We start from the raw sequence: 15,481 nt of genomic DNA on the forward strand, positions 1-15,481 counted from the left end.
AAGTTAGGGGTGTTTTTTTTGTTTGAAAAGCAATTATCGGTAAAGGACAAGCCGGATTACTTTTTATTAACCATCATTCTACTATTGCTTCTGATCGGAATAGTAATGGTATATAGCTCTTCTTATGTTTGGGCAGAATATAAATATGCAGATTCCATGTACTTTGTAAAAAGACAGCTATTATTTGCTGGTGTGGGAATAGCAGGCATGTTTTTCTTTATGACCATTCCATATAATAATTGGGCAAAGTATGCTAGAGTAATCTTGCTAGTGTGCTTTGGTCTGTTATTGCTAGTACTTATTCCAGGTGTAGGGCTTGTTCGAGGGGGAGCACAGAGCTGGATTGGAGTAGGTGCATTTAGTATACAGCCTTCTGAATTTATGAAACTGGGCTTAATTATTTTTTTATCTGTCTATTTATCTACGAATCAAAAATACATCACCTCGTTTAAAAAAGGATTTCTGCCATCATTGATCCTGGTCTTTACTGCATTTGGGTTAATTATGTTACAACCAGACCTTGGAACTGGTATGGTACTTGTATTAACCTGCATGATTATGATTTTTGTTTCTGGTGCACGGATACTTCACTTTATTGGATTAGGGCTGTTAGGTTTAGGAGGCTTCGCACTTTTAATCTTATCTGCTCCGTATCGAATCAGTAGAATTACCGCCTATCTTAATCCATGGGAAGATCCACTTGGAGATGGATTCCAAATTATTCAGTCCTTATACGCAATTGGTCCGGGGGGATTAATGGGAGTAGGTTTAGGGAATAGTTTACAAAAATATTTCTATTTGCCAGAGCCACAAACAGATTTTATCTTTGCTATTTTAGGAGAAGAATTAGGTTTTATCGGCGGCTCTATATTACTCCTATTGTTTATTCTTCTGTTCTGGAGAGGTGTTCGGGTATCTATAGAAGCACCGGATTCATTTGGGAGATTTTTAGCACTAGGAATTGTATCAATGCTAACTGTTCAAGTTATGATTAATATCAGTGTTGTTATTGGCCTCATACCTGTTACAGGAATTACACTCCCATTTCTTAGCTATGGTGGTTCTTCTTTGACACTTACTTTATGTTCTGTCGGAATATTATTAAACATTAGTAGAAATGCAAGAGTGTAATTGAAGAGCTGTTCATATTTTTATACTAATTCTTGTGTAAGTCTACTATTTGTTTTTATCTATTGTATGATATAATCAAAATAACGCAGGGGATAAACGGCATCACGTATGCCGTTTTCATGTGTTAATTTTTCAAAAAGGAAAGAATAGAATGACGAAAGAAAAAATTGTTTCGATAGAGGATCGTATTCCAAAATTGAAGCAAGCTCGTAAAAAGAAGGCTAATAGACGCCTTGTATTTTACTTAACTATTTTTTTCTTCTTAATATCTATCATTGTCTACCTACAATCTCCACTCAGCGATGTTAAAACAATAAACGTCTCAGGAAATTCATTTTTGCCTGATAAAGAAATTATTGAACAGAGTGGAATTAAAAAGGATACCAATATTTGGACAATTGATAAAGAGGATATTATACATAAATTGAGAAGAAATCCTTTGATTAATACTGTTTCAGTGGAGACAAAACTTCCATGGACTGTTGAGATTCAAGTTGTCGAGCATAAGCGAATAGGCTACATAAAGAAGGACAATCAATATCATCCAATTCTATCAAACGGATTGGTATTCTCTGACAGTAAAAAAGATATGGCAGGAGATGCTCCATTATTAGTTGGTTTTCAAGATGAAAAGGCACTTGTGGAGATGTCTAAGGAATTAAGTAAGCTACCAGTCAATATTTTTAACCTTATTTCCGAATTACACTGGACACCATCTGACAAAAACAAAAACGCGATTACGCTTTATATGACAGACGGATTTATGGTGGAGTCATCAATTCGTAATTTTGCTGAGAAAATGTCTGTATATCCTTCGATTGTTACCCAGCTTGATCCAACTGTGGAAGGAATTATTCACATCGGTGTTGGGGCTTATTTTGAGCCGTTTAACAAGGAATTAACCGATGATGAGAAGTTAATGAATGAAAATGTTGAATAGAGATTATTTAAATCGTTTTATTCAATTATATTACTATTCTATTAAAATATGATTAGTTTTTAGGTAAATGCTAGATATATGTTTCTTTTTTATACAAAATCCTTTAAAATAATAGATTATAGCAAGTTAATCTATTATTTAAGTTATTATCATGGTTTTTATGAATACAGATTATTTTTTTTGGAGCTTTTGAACTAGGAGGTGCCTTTGTTGAACAACAATGACATACTTGTCAGTCTTGATATAGGTACAACAAAAATTAAAGTAATAATTGGCGAAGTTTTAAATGATTCCCTAAACATTATTGGCGTAGGTACTGCAAAATCAAATGGTATGAAAAAAGGTGCAATTGTTGATATTGATCAAACCGTTCACTCTATTCGGAGTGCGGTTGAGCAGGCAGAGCGTATGGTTGGCATGCATATTGACAGTGTTGTAGTTGGAATAAGTGGTAATCATATTCAATTACTGCCTTGCCATGGGGTAGTTGCTGTACAAAGTGAAAATCGTGAAATTACAGATGAAGATGTGAAACGCGTCATTGATGGTGCTCAAGTTATTTCTATTCCACCAGAAAGAGAAATTATTGATGTTATTCCAAAACAATTTATAGTTGATGGACTAGATGAAATCACTGATCCTAGAGGTATGATTGGTGTGCGTTTGGAAATGGAAGGTACGATTATTACTTGCTCAAAGACTATTTTACATAATATTTTAAAATGTGTTGAGCGAGCAAATCTAAGAGTTGCAGATATTTCCCTTCAGCCATTAGCTGCAGGTACAATTGCACTATCAAAAGATGAGAAAAATCTTGGTGTTGCTCTTATCGATGTAGGTGGAGGTTGTACTACGGTTTCTGTATTTGAAAATGACCATATTGCTGCAACTAGTGTGATACCTCTTGGTGGAGATAATATAACGAAAGATCTATCCATTGGGCTTCGCACTACCACTGAGGAAGCAGAGGATATTAAGCTAAATCATGGTCATGCTTTTTATAATGATGCACAAGAAGACGAAGTGTTTGAAGCATCTATTATTGGTAGTAATACAAGACAGTCCTTTAATCAATTACAAATCGCAGATATGATTGAGGCAAGACTAGAAGAAATATATGCTTTTGCCGAAAGAGAAATTCGTCGTATGGGCTATAGAGAGCTTCCAGGGGGTTATGTTTTAACTGGAGGTACGATGAAAATGCCTGGTGCTTTAGAATTGGCTAGTGATTGTTTCCAAGCGAATGTTCGCATTGCAATCCCAGATTACATAGGCGTAAGAGAAGCACAATTCACAGCTGGTGTTGGTATCTTACAATTTGCATATCATAATGCAAAAATTCAGGGAAAACAATTATTCCCGGCTATCACACAAGCAATAGAAGAACCTAAAGTAAAACGAATGAAAAAACAACCGATTAAAACGACTAATTCAGGTGAGAGCGAGAAAAAAGAATCTGGAATTGCTAATTTGTTTAAGTATTTCTTCGATTAATCGGCGTTCCCAAACTAAAAATTAGCTTCTAGAAATCTTGTAATTTGCATATTAGGAGGAACGAAAATGTTAGAGTTTGATACAAGTATTGATCAATTAGCGACGATTAAGGTTATCGGTGTCGGTGGAGGCGGAAATAACGCAGTAAACCGTATGATTGACCATGGCGTAGAAGGTGTGGAATTTATTGCTGCTAATACAGATGCACAGGCCTTGAACCTTTCCAAAGCAGAGACGAAGATTCAAATCGGCGGAAAGCTAACTAGAGGTCTTGGGGCAGGAGCCAATCCAGAGGTTGGTAAGAAAGCAGCTGAAGAAAGTAGAGAACAACTTGAAGAGATACTTCAAGGTGCTGATATGATTTTTGTAACTGCAGGAATGGGTGGAGGTACTGGAACCGGTGCTGCCCCTGTCATTGCTCAAATAGCTAAAGACTTAGGTGCTCTAACTGTAGGCGTTGTGACTCGTCCGTTCTCTTTTGAAGGACGTAGAAGATCTACACAAGCTATCTCAGGAATTGAAGCATTAAAGAATAATGTAGATACACTTATAGTTATTCCAAATGACCGTTTACTTGAGATTGTTGATAAAAATACTCCAATGCTTGAAGCATTTAGAGAAGCAGACAATGTTTTACGTCAAGGTGTACAAGGTATTTCTGATTTGATTGCAAAACCAGGTTTAATTAATGTTGACTTTGCTGACGTTAAAACAATTATGTTCAACAAAGGTTCTGCATTAATGGGAATAGGCATCGCAACTGGTGAGAACCGTGCAACAGAAGCAGCTAAAAAAGCTATTTCTTCTCCATTACTAGAGACTTCTATTGATGGTGCACATGGAATTTTAATGAATATAACAGGTGGTACGAATTTAAGTCTTTATGAGGTTCAAGAAGCTGCAGATTTAGTCACAAATGCTGCAGATGAAGAAGTAAATGTTATTTTTGGCTCTGTAATTAACGAGGACTTAAAAGATGAGATAATCGTGACGGTAATTGCAACAGGGTTTGACGAAAACAAAAAAGTAGAACCTCAAGTAAGACAGCGTCCTGCAACTAATCAGACACATCAACATGCTGCTACAAGAGAAAGTCAAGAATTTGTGAGGGATACTAGAGAACAACCATCTCGTCCTCAAGTTGAAGATGACTTAGATGTTCCTACATTTTTACGAAATAGAAATAGAAATCGCTAAATGAAAAACGAGAAAACGTATAACTGATTAAGTTATACGTTTTTTTGTTGTATTTTAAAACGTAATAATCAACCTGCTACTCCAAAATTTTCCTCGACATAACTAGTTGAAATTAGCACAAATTTTCACACAGGATGTGACAGACTTCGCTGATTCACTAGTTTATACTTCACTTTATAGCTTATCTTAAAAATTACTCTCTACTGGCAACTTTCTCTTGGTAGATTAGACAAAAAAATAGATACTCCTTCATATGTAAAATGGCGTTCCTAGTACCTGCAAGTATTAAAGGAAGTAGTACAATTGCAAAGTTGCAGGTAGTACCTTATTTGGAAGTATCCTTCTATCTATAGGGATAAGCGATAGCGTTTCTATTAGGAATCAGTTTTTACCGAGGATCTGAGGTCAGTATAATCACAGTCATTAATGAAATATTTATGTGAGTTCTTTGTTCTAGAAAGGAAGAAAATGCATGACCATCTACCTGGATGCCGTTTGGGTGCTTAATCTTCTGCTAGATTTAATGCTGTTAATGCTAACACAGGCACTAAGTAGAGTGTACACACCGAAAAGGAGACTGGTTATTGGTGCCATAGTTGCATCCTTAATTGTACCAGCAACTATTTATTATCCAAGTGCTTTTCTGAATACGGTATATGGTAAGTTACTTTATTCTATTCTAATCATCTTGGTAACATTCCAGTTTACAACCATAAGGCTATTCCTAAAACAACTGCTACTGTTCTATTTTGTTACATTTTCCATCGGAGGTGGGCTATTTGCTGCACATTATTTGCTACAAAACCCAGTAGCCTTATCCGTAAACGGTATATTAACCTTTAGCAGTGGTTTAGGAGACCCGGTAAGCTGGATATTTATCATCATAGGATTTCCAATTGCATTTTGGTTTACGAAAAGCCGTATGGACAAGCACGTCGTTGATAAAATCCGATATGATCAGATTTATGATGTTACACTTCAAATCAAAGGGATACGTTTTTCCACTACTGGATATGTAGATAGTGGAAATCAATTAGTAGATCCTCTAACCAAAAAACCAGTCATTATCTGTGATGAATCATTTTTACAGCAATGGTTTCAGGAGGATGATTGGATAAAGTTAAAAGGGGCATTTGAAAATTTTGATATCGAAAAGATTCCGGTAAGTTGGGAGAGGTATGTTCAAATAGTTCCATTTCATGGTGTAGAAGGAAAGAGTAACTTTTTATTTGCTCTAAAACCAGAAGAATTATCCATAAGGTATGGTGAACAAAAAATTATAGCAACAAAATTATTAGTGGGAATCCAATTTTCAACTCTAACAAAGGATCAGAGCTATCACTGCCTACTTCACCCACAAATTATAAAACTGGCAACTATTCATTCAGCATAAAGTAAAAAGGAGCGATATCTGTGGTAAAACATAAAATGAAGATGCGGATTTGGTGGTATAAATTATTAAGAAAGCTAGGAATAAAGTCTGAGGAGATTTATTATATTGGAGGAAGTGAAGCATTACCCCCACCCCTTTCTAAGGAAGAGGAAAGCGAATTACTTGTCTTATTAACGAAGGGAGATTCTACCGCACGTTCTATTCTAATAGAGCGTAATCTCAGGCTAGTGGTATATATTGCACGTAAGTTTGAAAATACTGGAATTAACATAGAGGATTTAATTAGTATTGGAACTATCGGATTAATAAAAGCTGTGAATACATTTAATCCAGAAAAAAAGATTAAGCTTGCTACATATGCCTCAAGATGTATAGAAAATGAGATTTTAATGTATTTACGAAGAAATAATAAGATAAAATCTGAAATCTCTTTTGATGAGCCTTTAAATATAGACTGGGACGGTAATGAACTTCTACTATCTGATGTTTTAGGTACAGATGATGATATCATTACGAAGAATTTAGAAACAAAGGTTGATAAGCACTTACTTCAAAATGCCCTGGCTCAATTAAATGCTAGAGAAAAGCAAATTATGGAATTGAGGTTTGGTTTGGTTGGTGAAGAGGAAAAAACACAAAAAGACGTAGCAGATATGTTAGGAATATCTCAGTCCTATATCTCACGTTTAGAGAAGAAAATTATTCGACGCTTAAAAAAAGAATTTAATAAAATGGTATAGCCTTGGTAGCACTACATTTGCTAGGTTATAGCACTCTTTTTTAGCAATTTTCCCCTGCATAAATTTCCCTTCTAGGGGAGATACTGTCCATGAACAGCATCTCCAACTGGGAGGGTACAGAATGACTAGACATAAAGTTGTAATATGTGGTGTTGATACATCGAAACTACCTGTTCTAACAAATGAAGAAATGCGAAAGCTGTTTGTTAAAATGCAGGAAGGGGATTTACTTGCAAGAGAGGAATTAGTGAATGGAAACTTACGTCTTGTTCTAAGTGTTATTCAACGATTTAATAATCGTGGAGAATATGTTGACGATTTGTTTCAGGTTGGTTGTATTGGGTTAATGAAATCAATTGATAATTTTGACTTAAGTCATAATGTTAGATTCTCAACCTATGCAGTTCCAATGATTATTGGTGAAATCCGTAGATATTTACGAGATAATAATCCAATCCGTGTTTCAAGATCATTACGTGATATTGCTTATAAAGCATTACAAGTAAGAGAAAAGCTTATAAACAAAACCTCGAAAGAACCAACCCCTGCAGAAATAGCTGAGGAGATGGGTGTTCCCCATTCAGATGTTGTCTTTGCTATGGATGCGATACAAGATCCAGTATCATTGTTTGAACCAATTTACAATGATGGTGGGGATCCAATTTATGTTGTGGATCAAATAAAAGATGATAAGGATAAGGATGATACTTGGGTTGACAAGCTTTCTTTAAAAGAGGGCATGGTTCAATTAAATGAACGTGAAAAAATGATTCTAAACAAGCGCTTTTTCCAGGGCAAAACACAGATGGAGGTTGCAGAAGAAATCGGGATTTCACAGGCACAAGTCTCACGTCTAGAAAAAGCTGCAATTAGTCAAATGAATAAACAGATGTTTGAATTATAATGTGATGTGGTCAAAAGAGCAGACAATGACGTCTGTTCTTTTTACTTTTTATCCTTAGATTGAAAGTTACTGCTGCTTAACTAGGGAGTTATAAACGAGGTAAACAAGTTTTTTGTTGATGGTTGATATTACTGCCGAATTTACGAGATTCACTAGAGAAACGGTCACCAAAGAAGCTATTGCTTACCGAAAAAAGCAAATCGCAAGCTGAACGGTCACCAAAGAAGCTATTGCTTCCCGAAAAAAGTAAAACCCAAGCTAAACGGTAAGCAAAGGAGCTATTGTGTCCCGAAAAAAGCAAATCGCAAGCTAAACGGTCACCAAAGAAGCTATTGCTTACCGAAAAAAGTTAATCTCTTCCTTTAATCACGCACCATAACAGCAATTACCTCACAAAAACACATAAACTCAGCAAGAAAGTTAAGCATTTGTTTTACTTGTAATGTGATAATCAACCCCATACTCCCCAGATTTTTTGATAGAAATAGAAAGAATAGCTTCCTGCTTCCTCTTTCTTTCTTAACTGAATGAAGTAACCGCCTAGTGCATATACATTTTCTAAAAGGTGGGGTGTATTCGATGATTAAGTTGTCAGAGCTTCAAGTGAAAGAAGTGATTGTTGTTAATGACGGAAGAAGACTAGGTCATATTTCTGATTTAGAAATTGATCCAGACCGTGGTAGAATAATAGCATTAGTCATTTACTTGCGTGAGAAAAAAGGTGGTTTTTTTGGAAAGCCAGACGAATTAATGATATATTGGGAACAAATCGTCACGATAGGTTCTGATGTTATACTCGTAAAGGATATTGATGGGCCTAAGCTTTACCTAGAGGAATAATACTACGAATCATTTCATTCGTTCTTAGGGGGATTACAAGATGGAAGATATTTTTGAGTATGACGGAAAGTCATTATTACATATTAGAAAATGGTCAGACATGGCACCAGCACTTCAAGTTGGATTTACATCTCGAAATGGTGGAGTTAGTAAGGCCCAGTTTGAAAGTAATAATTTTGGGTTACATGTTTCTGATCAATACGAGGATGTTTTAACGAATAGACTTAATCTTGCTTCCTCCCTTCATATACCAGTTGAAAACTGGATTGCGGCGGAACAAGTTCACCAAGGAGCTGTTCATGTTGTAGATAAAGAGGATGCTGGTAAAGGTTCAACCTCCTTAGATACTGCTCTTAAAGGAATAGATGGATTAATTACGAATGAAAAGGGACTTTTATGTACAGCATTTTTTGCGGATTGCGTACCTATATTTTTCTTTGATTCAAAAACTGGATATGTTGGAATTGCTCATGCTGGCTGGAAAGGGACTGTTGCCAGAATTGCTGAGGTCATGACGAATAAGTTAGTAGACTTGGGTGTTGATTTAAAAAGCTTATTCGTAGCAGTCGGTCCATGTATTTCAAAGGATAATTATGAGGTAGACAGCTATGTAAAAGAACGGATACCAGTGGAATTTCAAGATAAAGTTCTAACACCAGTTGGGAATGAGAATTATTTATTGGATCTAAAGCAATTAAATGTAGAAATTCTTGTGCAATCTGGAGTATTTCGTAATAATATAGATGTATCAAAATATTGCACATTTCGTGATGAAGATTTATTTTTTTCTCATCGTCGCGATAATGGGAAAACAGGTCGAATGTTAGGATATATCGGATACAGTAAATAAAATAATATAGGGAGGACCAGGTAGTTATGGATGTCACACAAAATTTACAGCAGATACAAACTGAGATGAAAGCTGCCTGTCAAAAAAGCAATCGAAATTTTGAAGAAATAACCATCATAGGCGTTACGAAATATGTTACAATAGAAAGAACGAGGGAAGCGCTTCAGTCTGGAATCATAAACCTTGGCGAAAATCGTCTAGAGGGCTTTCGTGAAAAATACCAGCATTTTGGTAATGAAGCGACTTGGCATTTTATTGGAAGTTTACAAACGAGAAAAGTAAAAGATATTATTGAAAAGATTGATTATCTTCATTCTTTGGACAGGCTATCATTAGCAGAAGAAATTGAAAAAAGAGCACAGAAGCCTGTAAAATGCTTTGTTCAGGTAAATGTGAGTGGAGAGGAATCGAAGCATGGCTTGAAGCCAAATGAAGTAATGTCATTTATTAATGACATTGCACATCTTACGAAAATAAGTGTCGTTGGTTTAATGACAATGGCACCAAATACAGATGACAAAGAATTATTACATAATGTTTTCCGAGAGCTTCGTATATTACGTGATAAGGTAAAAGAGAGTAAGCTGCAACACGCACCTTGTGAATTTTTGTCAATGGGAATGAGTAATGATTATCCAATTGCCATTGAGGAAGGCGCAACCCATGTAAGAATCGGCTCAAAATTGGTTGGATCTTAAATAAGTGAGGTGGAGACCATGAGTATAAAAAATAAGATTAAAACATTTTTTACGATGGACGATGAGTATGAATATGAATATATTGAAGAAGAAGTAACTTCTACTCAACCAAATCAAATCAGACAAACATCTTCCAATGTGATTGATTTAAAAAGTGTTAAAGCTTCCGCTACTAAAATGGTTCTATATGAACCAAGGACATTCGATGAGGCACAGCAAATAGCTGATAATATTGTGAGTAAGCGTGCAGTTGTAATCAATTTGCAACGTGTGAATCATCAGGATGCAAAAAGAATCATAGACTTTTTAAGTGGGACGATATATGCAGTTAACGGTGTAATACAACGAATAGGTGCACAAACGTTCCTATGTGCCCCTGATAATATGGATATCACTGGATCAATTTCTGAAACATTGGAAGAGGACTTTAATAAAGGATGGTAAGATAATATATGTGGCTTGTATATGTATACAATTTTCTTGCAACTGCTTTACAAGTGTATAGCATAGGGTTGATTATTTATATTTTTATGTCGTGGTTTCCAGGAGCACGAGATACATCGTTTGGAAATTTTCTTGCGAAGATTTGTGAACCTTATTTAGAGCCGTTCCGTCGATTTATACCAACAATTGGTATGATTGACTTTTCTCCGGTAGTTGCTATTTTAGTTCTACAGCTCGCTGGAAGAGGTTTAGTTGCACTTTTTTCCATGCTTCTAAACTGGATCTAAACAGGTGCTTACAATGGATATTTATCAACATTTTCGTAAGGAAGAACAAGGCTTTATCGACCAAGCATTATCGTGGATTGAACAGGTGGAACGTACGTATCAACCTAGGTTGACTGATTTTCTTGATCCACGAGAACAACAAATCATGGAGATGTTGATCGGAACTAGCAGAGAAGATCTTACCTTAACCTTCTATGGTGGTGGAAACTATTCCGAGAGAAAAAGGGCAATCATCGCACCATATTATGAAGAAATTACAAATGCATCGTTTCAATTAATATTACTAGAAGCCTCTTTTCATGAAAAGTTTATATCTATATCACATCGTGATGTGTTAGGAGCATTTTTGTCTTTAGGAATTAAGCGGCAAAAAGCAGGCGATATTGTTGTGGAATCTGGTAAAATACAAATCATTATTGATCAAGAAATATCGCCTTTTGTTTTAATGAACTTAACAGGAATTAAACGTGCAACAATAAAATTTGCAGAGGTTCCTTTTTCAAACCTACTCGAAAAAGAATCCATATGGCTGAATATGGAACGAACGGTTTCATCATTACGGCTTGATACCATTTTGAAGGAAATTTACTCTGTCTCACGTACTGCAGCACAGGACTTTATTCACAAGGGTCTAGTAAAAGTAAACTTTCGAACAGTAGATGACAGTAAATTTGTACTACAAGAAGGTGATATGATTTCTTTACGCGGTAAAGGGAGAAGTAAGTTGGTCGGTATTAATGGACAAACCAAAAAGGATAAATATAAGATCACAGCTGCCCGGCTAGAGATATAGAAAAGGAACTACTTTCTGATATATAATGGGTATCAAGGAGTAGTTCTTTTGGTACAAATAAAAATTATCAGAAATTGCAGGAAATCCTTACTTTTTGTCGAATATTATTGTTATACTTAAATTGCACTTATAAGATACATATAAACTAGGGAGGTTGACTATCATGCCACTAACGCCACTTGATATTCACAACAAAGAATTTACAAGGAGTTTTCGCGGATACGATGAAGATGAGGTCAATGAATTTTTAGATCAAGTTATCAAGGACTATGAAATTGTTATTAGAGAAAAGAAGGAATTAAAGGAAAAGCTTGATCAAATGAAAGAAAAATTAAACCACTTTACTAATATTGAAGAGACATTGAATAAATCAATCTTAATTGCACAAGAAACCGCAGAAGAATTAAAGGGAAATGCTACTAAAGAATCGAAGCTAATCATTAAAGAAGCAGAGAAGAATGCTGATCGGATTATTAACGAGGCATTAAATAAGTCCCGTAAAATTTCTATCGAGGTGGAAGAATTAAAGAAACAATCAAAGGTATTTCGCACTCGACTCAGAATGCTAGTTGAAGCGCAATTAGATATGATAGGCTCCGATGATTGGGAAGATTTATTTGATCTTGAAATGGGGAAAGAGCTAGAGCTAACCAACCACGAGTCATAAACCTTGACCTTTTTAAAAAAGTTACATATAATGCTTACACAATAGGATAAAATATGAAAATACGATGACAGAGACAGTATAAAAGCGGAATGCTGTTAAAGCGAGCTAGGGCTGGTGAAAGCCTAGCACAGCAGGTTTTTAGAAAATCACTCTTGAGTATCCATTCGAATCATTATTAGTAGACATGGACGGCTTATTCACGTTACGAATACCGAGTGAATTTGACATGATTTTCGTGTTGAATTTTTAAGGGTGGTACCGCGAGTCTTCTCGTCCCTTTTGGGATTGAGAGGATTTTTTATTTTTTATTGCTAATTAGTAGTAGCACATAAGGAGGAACTAAAGTGGATTATAAAGAAACATTATTAATGCCGAAGACGGAATTTCCTATGCGTGGGAATTTACCAAATAAGGAACCAGAGCGTCAGGAAAAATGGGAAGAATCTCATCTATATGAAAAATCTTTACAAAGAACAAAAGGTAGGCCTCTTTTTATTCTACATGATGGACCACCATATGCTAACGGAGACATTCATATTGGACATGCGATGAATAAAATTCTAAAGGATTTTATTACTCGTTACAAGTCAATGTCAGGATACCATGCGCCATATATACCTGGTTGGGATACTCATGGACTTCCAATTGAAACTGCTTTGACGAAAAATAAAAAAGTAGACCGTAAAAAGCTATCTGTAGCAGAATTTAGACAATTATGTGCAGAATATGCGATGGGGCAAATTGATAATCAACGTATTCAATTTAAGCAGCTAGGTGTTCGAGGGGATTGGGATAACCCATATATTACATTAACTAAAGATTATGAGGCAGAACAAATTAAAGTTTTTGGTGAAATGGCTAAAAAAGGCTATATTTACAAAGGCTTAAAACCAGTTTATTGGTCACCTTCTTCAGAATCTGCACTTGCTGAAGCAGAAATCGAGTATTATGATAAGCGATCTGCGTCCATCTACGTTGCTTTTGAAGTACAAGATGGTAAAGGTGTATTGGATATGGGAGACAAAATTATTATTTGGACAACAACACCTTGGACAATCCCAGCAAACTTAGGTATTAGTGTTCATCCAGAGTTTAATTATGTAGTAGTTGAAGTAAAAGGTGACAAATTTGTAGTAGCAGAAGATTTATTGGAGCCGGTCTCCCAAGAATTAGAATGGGAGAATCCTACAGTTGTAAAGACATTTAAAGGTAAAGCTATTGATCGTGTAATTGCAAAGCATCCATTCTATGATCGTGAATCATTAGTAATGCTTGGTGAACATGTTACAACAGATGCTGGTACAGGTTGTGTTCACACAGCACCAGGTCATGGGGAAGACGATTTTTATGTATCGAAAGGTTATGGAATTGAGGCATTTTGCCCAGTGGATGAAAAAGGCGTATTCACGAGTGAAGCCCCAGGATTTGAAGGCATGTTTTATGATGATGCAAACAAAGCGATTACAGAAAAGCTAGAAGAAGTAGGCGCATTATTAAAATTAACCTTCATTACTCACTCTTATCCACATGATTGGAGAACGAAGAAGCCTACCATTTTCCGTGCGACAGCACAGTGGTTTGCATCTATTAAGGATTTTCGTGAAAATATTCTAGAAGAAATTAAACAAGTGAAATGGTATCCTTCATGGGGAGAAACAAGACTATATAATATGGTTCGTGATCGTGAGGATTGGTGTATCTCTCGTCAGCGTGCATGGGGAGTTCCTATTCCTGTTTTCTATGGAGAAGATGGAACTGCAATAATTACCGATGAAACGATTGAACATGTCGCAAATTTATTTGCTGAGTTTGGTTCCAATGTTTGGTTTGAACGAGAGGCAAAAGATTTATTACCTGAAGGATTTACATCAGAGCATAGTCCAAATGGTATCTTCACAAAAGAAACAGATATTATGGATGTTTGGTTTGACTCTGGTTCATCACATGCTGGTGTATTACTTCGTCGTGAAGACCATAGAAGGCCTGCTGATGTTTATATAGAAGGAAGTGACCAGTATCGTGGATGGTTTAATTCTTCCTTATCAACTGCTGTCGCAGTAACAGGGAAAGCACCTTATAAAACTATCATTAGCCATGGATTTACCTTGGATGGAAATGGTCGTAAAATGAGTAAATCATTAGGTAATGTTATTGTACCTAGTAAGGTTCTAAAGCAATTAGGTGCAGATATTTTACGTCTATGGGTAGCATCGGTTGACTACCAAGCAGATGTAAGAATTTCGGATGATATATTAAAACAAACATCAGAAGCATACCGTAAGATCCGAAACACATTCCGTTTTATGCTTGCTAACCTTGCAGATTTTAACCCTAATACCGATCGTGTGCCAGAAGCACAGATGGAGGAAGTAGACCGCTTTATGCTTCATCGCTTACAAGAGTTAGTAAAGGAAGTAAGGGAAAGCTATGAGCGATATGAATTTTCACCAGTATTCCATCGCATTCATAATTTCTGTGCGGATGATCTAAGTTCATTCTATTTAGATTTTGCAAAAGATATATTGTATATCGAAGCAGCAGATAATCACCGCAGAAGAAGTATCCAAACAGGCTATTATGAAATTTTAACGACCTTGGTACAGCTATTAACACCAATCATTCCACATACAGCGGATGAGGTATGGGAATATATTCCTGGTGTACAATCAGAGAGTCCACAGCTTACAGATATTCCAGAGCAAAGAGTTATCGAAGGCTTTAAAGGACTAGAAGATAAGTGGAATCACTTTATGGCTATCAGGGATGACGTATTAAAAGCCTTAGAGGAAGCAAGAAATGAGAAGGTTATCGGTAAATCATTAGAAGCAAAGATTACCCTAATACCAAAGGACAACAATACGAGTGAAGTACTAGCTTCAATCGAGCATTTACATCAGTTCTTAATCGTTTCTGAGGCAGATGTGGTAGAGCATAATGAAAATGCAACTGCATATAAATTTGTGGATGTGCTTGTAGAAAAACATCCTGCTGAGAAATGTGAACGTTGTTGGGTGGCATCTGATACAGTAGGTCAAAATGAGAAACATCCAACTCTATGTTCTCGTTGTGCAGATGTTGTAGAGAATCATTACCATGTATAATT

General features: G+C 35.9%; 15 protein-coding genes and 1 other annotated feature. All 15 genes read left to right on the forward strand.

Features of this window, described 5'->3' with window-relative positions:
- Nucleotides 1-18 precede the first annotated feature (18 nt).
- The 15 genes from spoVE (at nt 19) to ileS (ending at nt 15,479) form a co-directional block, all read left to right on the forward strand.
- Nucleotides 19-1,131: a stage V sporulation protein E gene (gene spoVE / locus HNR27_RS14255; RefSeq protein ID WP_429340242.1), complete on the forward strand. Its 1,113-nt coding sequence runs from the start codon at nt 19-21 to the stop codon at nt 1,129-1,131.
- A gap of 151 nt (nt 1,132-1,282) precedes the next feature.
- Nucleotides 1,283-2,071, forward strand: coding sequence for a cell division protein FtsQ/DivIB (locus HNR27_RS14260; RefSeq protein ID WP_429340243.1), 789 nt, complete (start codon nt 1,283-1,285; stop codon nt 2,069-2,071).
- A 210-nt stretch (nt 2,072-2,281) separates the two neighbouring features.
- Nucleotides 2,282-3,565 carry a cell division protein FtsA gene (ftsA, locus tag HNR27_RS14265; protein ID WP_212919559.1) on the forward strand — a complete coding sequence of 428 codons (1,284 nt, stop codon included), beginning with the start codon at nt 2,282-2,284 and terminating at the stop codon, nt 3,563-3,565.
- A gap of 66 nt (nt 3,566-3,631) precedes the next feature.
- Nucleotides 3,632-4,762, forward strand: a complete 1,131-nt coding sequence (gene ftsZ / locus HNR27_RS14270) for a cell division protein FtsZ (RefSeq protein WP_429340244.1) — start codon at nt 3,632-3,634, stop codon at nt 4,760-4,762.
- A 472-nt stretch (nt 4,763-5,234) separates the two neighbouring features.
- The gene (gene spoIIGA, locus HNR27_RS14275) at nt 5,235-6,155 is read left to right on the forward strand and encodes a sigma-E processing peptidase SpoIIGA (protein ID WP_429340245.1); all 921 of its coding nucleotides are present in this window, start codon (nt 5,235-5,237) and stop codon (nt 6,153-6,155) included.
- Nucleotides 6,156-6,190: 35 nt separating this feature from the next.
- Nucleotides 6,191-6,895 (forward strand): RNA polymerase sporulation sigma factor SigE, encoded by a 705-nt coding sequence (gene sigE / locus HNR27_RS14280; protein WP_373306330.1) that lies wholly within the window; start codon nt 6,191-6,193, stop codon nt 6,893-6,895.
- Nucleotides 6,896-7,016: 121 nt separating this feature from the next.
- Complete coding sequence (sigG, locus tag HNR27_RS14285) at nt 7,017-7,799, forward strand: RNA polymerase sporulation sigma factor SigG (RefSeq protein ID WP_212919563.1); 783 nt, start codon at nt 7,017-7,019, stop codon at nt 7,797-7,799.
- A gap of 579 nt (nt 7,800-8,378) precedes the next feature.
- Nucleotides 8,379-8,639, forward strand: a complete 261-nt coding sequence (locus HNR27_RS14290) for a YlmC/YmxH family sporulation protein (protein WP_212919564.1) — start codon at nt 8,379-8,381, stop codon at nt 8,637-8,639.
- Between the two features lie 40 nt (nt 8,640-8,679).
- Nucleotides 8,680-9,489 carry a peptidoglycan editing factor PgeF gene (pgeF, locus tag HNR27_RS14295; protein ID WP_429340246.1) on the forward strand — a complete coding sequence of 270 codons (810 nt, stop codon included), beginning with the start codon at nt 8,680-8,682 and terminating at the stop codon, nt 9,487-9,489.
- A gap of 26 nt (nt 9,490-9,515) precedes the next feature.
- Entirely contained in the window at nt 9,516-10,187 is a 672-nt protein-coding gene (locus tag HNR27_RS14300) for a YggS family pyridoxal phosphate-dependent enzyme (RefSeq protein WP_429340247.1), read from the forward strand.
- An 18-nt stretch (nt 10,188-10,205) separates the two neighbouring features.
- Nucleotides 10,206-10,631 (forward strand): cell division protein SepF, encoded by a 426-nt coding sequence (locus HNR27_RS14305; RefSeq protein ID WP_212919567.1) that lies wholly within the window; start codon nt 10,206-10,208, stop codon nt 10,629-10,631.
- Between the two features lie 8 nt (nt 10,632-10,639).
- Nucleotides 10,640-10,918, forward strand: coding sequence for a YggT family protein (locus HNR27_RS14310; protein ID WP_212919568.1), 279 nt, complete (start codon nt 10,640-10,642; stop codon nt 10,916-10,918).
- 13 nt (nt 10,919-10,931) lie between these two features.
- Entirely contained in the window at nt 10,932-11,711 is a 780-nt protein-coding gene (locus tag HNR27_RS14315; RefSeq protein ID WP_429340248.1) for a YlmH family RNA-binding protein, read from the forward strand.
- A 163-nt stretch (nt 11,712-11,874) separates the two neighbouring features.
- Nucleotides 11,875-12,378 carry a DivIVA domain-containing protein gene (locus HNR27_RS14320; RefSeq protein ID WP_212919570.1) on the forward strand — a complete coding sequence of 168 codons (504 nt, stop codon included), beginning with the start codon at nt 11,875-11,877 and terminating at the stop codon, nt 12,376-12,378.
- Between the two features lie 55 nt (nt 12,379-12,433).
- Nucleotides 12,434-12,659 (forward strand) — a binding site (T-box leader).
- Between the two features lie 63 nt (nt 12,660-12,722).
- Nucleotides 12,723-15,479 (forward strand): isoleucine--tRNA ligase, encoded by a 2,757-nt coding sequence (gene ileS / locus HNR27_RS14325; RefSeq protein WP_429340249.1) that lies wholly within the window; start codon nt 12,723-12,725, stop codon nt 15,477-15,479.
- Nucleotides 15,480-15,481 lie beyond the last annotated feature (2 nt).

The organism is Ornithinibacillus bavariensis (genome assembly GCF_050433565.1).
Taxonomy (GTDB): domain Bacteria; phylum Bacillota; class Bacilli; order Bacillales; family Amphibacillaceae; genus Ornithinibacillus; species Ornithinibacillus bavariensis.

Excerpts from the sequence above, each read along its gene's own strand:
- HNR27_RS14260 (WP_429340243.1), top strand. The coding sequence starts at position 1,283 with ATGACGAAAGAAAAAATTGTTTCGATAGAGGATCGTATTCCAAAATTG.
- ftsZ (WP_429340244.1), top strand. The coding sequence starts at position 3,632 with ATGTTAGAGTTTGATACAAGTATTGATCAATTAGCGACGATTAAGGTT.
- spoIIGA (WP_429340245.1), top strand. The coding sequence starts at position 5,235 with ATGACCATCTACCTGGATGCCGTTTGGGTGCTTAATCTTCTGCTAGAT.
- sigE (WP_373306330.1), top strand. The coding sequence starts at position 6,191 with ATGAAGATGCGGATTTGGTGGTATAAATTATTAAGAAAGCTAGGAATA.
- sigG (WP_212919563.1), top strand. The coding sequence starts at position 7,017 with ATGACTAGACATAAAGTTGTAATATGTGGTGTTGATACATCGAAACTA.
- HNR27_RS14290 (WP_212919564.1), top strand. The coding sequence starts at position 8,379 with ATGATTAAGTTGTCAGAGCTTCAAGTGAAAGAAGTGATTGTTGTTAAT.
- pgeF (WP_429340246.1), top strand. The coding sequence starts at position 8,680 with ATGGAAGATATTTTTGAGTATGACGGAAAGTCATTATTACATATTAGA.
- HNR27_RS14300 (WP_429340247.1), top strand. The coding sequence starts at position 9,516 with ATGGATGTCACACAAAATTTACAGCAGATACAAACTGAGATGAAAGCT.
- HNR27_RS14305 (WP_212919567.1), top strand. The coding sequence starts at position 10,206 with ATGAGTATAAAAAATAAGATTAAAACATTTTTTACGATGGACGATGAG.
- HNR27_RS14310 (WP_212919568.1), top strand. The coding sequence starts at position 10,640 with ATGTGGCTTGTATATGTATACAATTTTCTTGCAACTGCTTTACAAGTG.
- HNR27_RS14315 (WP_429340248.1), top strand. The coding sequence starts at position 10,932 with ATGGATATTTATCAACATTTTCGTAAGGAAGAACAAGGCTTTATCGAC.
- HNR27_RS14320 (WP_212919570.1), top strand. The coding sequence starts at position 11,875 with ATGCCACTAACGCCACTTGATATTCACAACAAAGAATTTACAAGGAGT.